This is a genomic window from Methylibium sp. (genome assembly GCF_031393925.1).
Classification (GTDB): domain Bacteria; phylum Pseudomonadota; class Gammaproteobacteria; order Burkholderiales; family Burkholderiaceae_C; genus Methylibium.
Window position 1 is genome coordinate 1 of the sequence record NZ_JANMWL010000189.1, and the last position, 4,635, is coordinate 4,635.

At 73.9% G+C, this 4,635-nt stretch carries 6 protein-coding genes; all 6 read left to right on the forward strand.

The window, feature by feature from the left end; all coding sequences use genetic code 11:
• Positions 1–717 (forward strand): molybdate ABC transporter substrate-binding protein (gene modA / locus RMO12_RS10420; RefSeq protein WP_309639239.1); only part of this gene is annotated, 717 nt, incomplete at its 5' end.
• Positions 718–838: 121 nt separating this feature from the next.
• A complete protein-coding gene (gene modB, locus RMO12_RS10425) occupies positions 839–1,531 on the forward strand; it encodes a molybdate ABC transporter permease subunit (protein ID WP_309639240.1) in 693 nt (230 codons plus the stop codon).
• Entirely contained in the window at positions 1,528–2,652 is a 1,125-nt protein-coding gene (gene modC / locus RMO12_RS10430) for a molybdenum ABC transporter ATP-binding protein (RefSeq protein WP_309639241.1), read from the forward strand. The genes modB and modC overlap by 4 nt, the downstream gene beginning before the upstream one ends.
• Before the next feature lie 177 nt (positions 2,653–2,829).
• Positions 2,830–3,414, forward strand: a complete 585-nt coding sequence (locus tag RMO12_RS10435; RefSeq protein ID WP_309639242.1) for an MOSC domain-containing protein — start codon at positions 2,830–2,832, stop codon at positions 3,412–3,414.
• Positions 3,411–4,301 carry a ChaN family lipoprotein gene (locus RMO12_RS10440; RefSeq protein ID WP_309639243.1) on the forward strand — a complete coding sequence of 297 codons (891 nt, stop codon included), beginning with the start codon at positions 3,411–3,413 and terminating at the stop codon, positions 4,299–4,301. The genes RMO12_RS10435 and RMO12_RS10440 overlap by 4 nt, the downstream gene beginning before the upstream one ends.
• A gap of 16 nt (positions 4,302–4,317) precedes the next feature.
• Positions 4,318–4,572, forward strand: coding sequence for a hypothetical protein (locus RMO12_RS10445; RefSeq protein ID WP_309639244.1), 255 nt, complete (start codon positions 4,318–4,320; stop codon positions 4,570–4,572).
• Positions 4,573–4,635 lie beyond the last annotated feature (63 nt).

Sequence of the window (4,635 nt, forward strand, 5' to 3'; positions counted from 1 at the left end):
GCGGCCGACGACGAGGCCGTGGTGTTCGCCGCGGCCAGCCTGACCGACGTGCTGCAGGCCGTGGCAAGACAGGGCGGCTTCGACAAGCTGCGCTTTTCCTTCGCGGCCAGCTCGACCTTGGCGCGCCAGATCGAGCAGGGCGCAGCGGCGCATCTGTTCATCAGCGCCGACCAAGCGTGGATGGACGCGCTGCAGCAGGCCGGGCGCTTGGAGCCCGGCACGCGGCGCGACCTGGCCGGCAACCGCCTGGCGCTGGTCGGGCCCGGCACGGGTGAGCCGGCCGCGCCGCCGCAAGACGCCGAGGCGGTGCGTGCCCTGATCGCTTCGACGCTCGCCCGCGCCGACGCGCGCATCGCCACCGGCGACCCGGCGCATGTTCCCGTCGGCCGCTATGCGCAAGCGGCGCTCACCGCGCTCGGCCTGTGGACATCGGTTGCGCCGCGCCTGGCGCGCGCCGACAACGTGCGCGGCGCGCTCGCGCTGGTGGAGCGCGGCGAGGCGCCGCTCGGCATCGTCTACCGCAGCGACGCCCTGCAATCGCGCGCCGTGCGCGTGTTGGCGCTGTTTCCTGCCGACAGCCACCCGCCGGTGCGCTACCCGGTCGCCCTGCTGCGCGGCGCCGGCCCGGCGGCCAGGCGCTTTCACGACCACCTGTTCACGCCCGCGGCCCAGGCGCTGCTGCGCCAGGCCGGCTTCGAGCCGCCCGACGCCCGATGAATCGACGCCGGGTCGCCTCGGACCAGCTCAGCGCTCGCGTTGACGCTTCGACACGCTCGGCGCGGGCGACGCACGGCGTGTGCGAGCGCGCGCGCGCCGCCGCGGCCTTGCGAGTGGCGGCATGACCGAGGTCGAGCGCCAGGCGCTGTGGCTCAGCCTGCAGGTGGCCAGCGTGGCGACGCTGGTGTCGCTGCCGGTGGCGGTGGCGCTGGCCCTGGCGCTGGCACGCGGGCGCTGGCCCGGCAAGGCCTTGCTGGAAGCGCTGGTGAACCTGCCGCTGGTGCTGCCGCCGGTGGTGATCGGCTATGCGCTGCTGGTCGGCTTTGGCCGCCAGGGGCCGCTGGGGAGCTGGCTGCACGAGTGGTTCGGCATCACCTTCGTGTTCACCTTTCGCGGCGCGGTGCTGGCCGCCGCCGTGATGGCGCTGCCGCTGATGGTGCGCGCCGTTCGGCAGGCGCTGGAGGCGGTGGACCGCGGGCTGGAGGACGCGGCGCGCACGCTCGGCGCATCCAGGCTCGACGCGTTGGCGAGCGTGACCTTGCCGCTGGCCGCGCCCGGGCTGCTGTCGGGCGCGGTGCTGGGTTTTGCCGCGTCGTTGGGCGAGTTCGGCGCGACCATCACCTTCGTGTCCAACGTCCCCGGGCAAACGCAGACCCTGCCGCTGGCGATCTACAGCGCGCTGCAAAGCGCCGACGGCGGGGCCGCCGCCGCGCGGCTGGTGGGCATCTCGATCGTGCTCGCGCTGGCCGCGCTGGCGCTCGCGCAGTGGGGCCACCGGCGCCTGGCGCGCTGGCTCGGGCAGGCCACGCCATGAGCCTCGTCATTGACGTGAGCGTGCCGCGTGGCGACGCCATGATCACCGCACGCATCGACGTGCCGCCACAGGGCATCACCGCGCTCATCGGCCGCAGCGGTGCCGGCAAGAGCAGCGTGCTGCAGGCCGCGGCCGGCTTGCTCAGGCCGGCCGCGGGCACGGTGCGGCTGGACGGCGTGACCCTGTTCGACGCCACCATGGCCACCGACCTGCCCCCCGCGGCGCGGCGCCTGGGCGTGGTGTTCCAGGACGGCCGCCTGTTCCCGCACCGCAGCGTGCGCGGCAACCTCGACTACGGCGCGCGCCGGGCGCCGCGCAACGCCACCGGCCCGCAGTTCGACGAAGTGGTGGCGCTGCTGGAATTGAGCCCGCTGCTGGCGCGCCGCCCGCACAGCCTCTCCGGCGGCGAGCGCCAGCGGGTCGCGCTCGGCCGCGCGCTGCTCGCCAAGCCGCGCGCGCTGCTGATGGACGAGCCGCTCGCCTCGCTCGACCCGCCGCGGCGCCAGGAATTGCTCGGCTACCTGGCCGCGCTGCCGGCACGCCTGAACCTGCCGATCCTCTACGTCACGCACCAGATGGACGAGGTGATGCGCCTGGCCGACCGCGTGGTGCTGCTGTCCGAAGGTCGCGTCGCCGCCAGCGGTGCCGCGCTCGACGTGCTGTCCGACCTGGCGCTCGGCCCGCTGGTCGGCCGCTTCGAAGCCGGCAGCGTGCTCGCCGGCACGCTCGCCCGGCAACTGCCCGAGTGGCAGTTGAGCGAGGTGCAGGTCGCCGGCCAGCGCGTGACCGTGCCGCACATCGCCGCGCCGGTCGGCAGCGCCGTGCGCCTGCGCATCCGCGCGCGCGACGTGGCGCTGCAGCGCGAAGTGTTCGGCTCCAGCGCCAGCAACCAGCTCGCAGGCCAGGTGCTGCGCGTGCTCGAACGCGACCCGCCGTATGCCGCGGTGGAGCTGGCGCTGGCCGAGGGCGCGCGCGCCGGCGAGCGGCTGTGGTCGCTGGTCACGCAGCGCTCGGTGCAAACCCTCGGCGTGCAGGCGGGCCAGCGCTTGGTGGCAAGCTTCAAGGCGGTGGCGGTCGAGGGCCGCGCCGCTTCGGTCCATGACGAGCAAGGCCCGCGATGACCCATGACGGCAACAAGGCGAGCGGCACCGGTCACACCGTGACGCCGTATCGCGCGCGCCGCAATGCCGTCGGCGGCAATGCGTTTTGCATGCAGGCTCTCAGTGCCGTGGCGGTGCCGCGCCCCCCACGGCCGCCCGAACGGCGAACACCGGCGTGCGCAGCATGAAGGCCCGCCGATGAGCCATCGCCGCGTTCTCAGCGTCAATGTGGGCAGCGCGCAGCCGCTGGAAGTCGGCGGCGGGCGCAGCGTGCTGAGCGGCATCGGCAAGCGCGCCGTCGAAGGCGACGTGCGCTTCGCGCCGCTCGGCCTGGCCGGCGACGAGCAGGCCGACCCGAGCGTGCATGGCGGGCTCGAGAAGGCCGTCTACGCCTACCCGGTCGAGCACTACGCGTTCTGGCAAACCGTGCGCGCGCAGGCCGGGCTGCAGCCCTGGGGCGAGGCACTGCCCGGCGGCTTCATGGGCGAGAACCTCACGCTCGGCGGCCTGCTGGAAGGCGACATGTGGGTGGGCGACGTGCTGCGCTTTGCGCGCTGCGATCTGGCCGTGTCCGCGCCGCGTCAGCCCTGCTACAAATTCGATGCGGTGATGGGTTTCGCGCAGGCCACCCGGCTGATGGTGCGCTCAGGCTACTGCGGCTGCTACCTCGCGGTGCGCGTGCCGGGCCTCATTGCCGCCGGTGAAGCGTTCGAGCTGGTGCCCGGCCCGCGCGACGTCGGCATCGGCGAGTTGTTTCGCTCGGTCATGGCCAAGCACCGATGAGCGGCGCGGCGCGCGTGTATGGCGTGTATGGCGTGCGCGGCGTGGTCGGCGGTGGTCGGCGTGAGCCCGGCGTGTTCGGCCGGGCGGGTCGGGCCGGCGCGGCGTGCGCCCTGGCGTGGCTGGCCGGCTGCGCACAAATGCCGCCGCGCCTGCCGTTCGAGCACGATTTGGCCTGGCCGGCGGCCGATCTGCTGCTGCTCGGCGAGCAGCACGACGCGCCCGATCACCAGCGGCTCGCCGCGCGCGTGGTCGCGCAACTCGCCGCGCATCAGCGCCTGGCCGCGGTGGCCATCGAAATGGCCGAGCAGGGCCGCAGCACCGTCGGCCTGCCCACCGACGCCAGTGACGCAGCGGCGCGCGCCGCGCTGGTATGGGACGAACGCGGCTGGCCGTGGCAGGCCTACGGCCCCATCGTGATGAGCGCCGTGCGCCAGGGCGTGCCGGTGGTCGGCGCCAACCTGCCGCGCCCCGCCCTGCGCGATGCGGCACGAGACCCGGCGCTCGACGACGCGGTGCCCGCCGCCGTGCGCGAGCGACTGCGCACCGACGTGCGCGACGGCCACTGCGGCCTGCTGCCCGACGCACAACTGCCCGGCATGACGCGCATACAGATCGCCCGCGACCGAACGCTCGCTGACACGCTGCGCGCACTGGCACGGCCAGGCCGCGTGGTGCTGCTGGTGGCGGGCGCCAACCATGTGGACGCGAGCCGTGGCGTACCGCTGCACCTGCGCGCGGCCCCGCCCGTAGACCGCCTGTACACCGTGAGGCTCGCGGCCGGCGCGAAGGCAGGCGATGCAACGCCGGGCTTTGACGAAACCTGGCCGACCGCGGCCGTCTCGCGGCCTGATCCTTGCGTCGGGCTCGCCGGGCAGATGGCGCGCTGAACCGTCGAGCACGCCCATGCGCATCACCATTGAAAGCCCGGGCCCGCCGGACGTGCTCGACCTCATCGACGAGCTGGATGCGTACCAGCAACCGCTCTACCCACCCGAGAGCCACCACGGCATCGATGAGGTCGCAAATTGCGACCTCATCGCCTGGCCGCGTGGCGCGGCTCTACCGTGCCGCCTCGATCAACTCGATGTCCTTCTCGAGCAGCTCATTGACGAGTTGGCCGACCTCGATGCCGCGGGCCTTGGCGCGGGCGGCAAGTAGTCCTGCACCTCGGCCTCCAGGTACACCGGCAGATTGAGCCGCGCGCCTGGCTTGAAGAACTTC

Bases quoted from the DNA above. Each gene is read 5' to 3' on its own strand.
- modB (WP_309639240.1), top strand. From the start codon at position 839: ATGACCGAGGTCGAGCGCCAGGCGCTGTGGCTCAGCCTGCAGGTGGCC.
- modC (WP_309639241.1), top strand. From the start codon at position 1,528: ATGAGCCTCGTCATTGACGTGAGCGTGCCGCGTGGCGACGCCATGATC.
- RMO12_RS10435 (WP_309639242.1), top strand. From the start codon at position 2,830: ATGAGCCATCGCCGCGTTCTCAGCGTCAATGTGGGCAGCGCGCAGCCG.
- RMO12_RS10440 (WP_309639243.1), top strand. From the start codon at position 3,411: ATGAGCGGCGCGGCGCGCGTGTATGGCGTGTATGGCGTGCGCGGCGTG.
- RMO12_RS10445 (WP_309639244.1), top strand. From the start codon at position 4,318: ATGCGCATCACCATTGAAAGCCCGGGCCCGCCGGACGTGCTCGACCTC.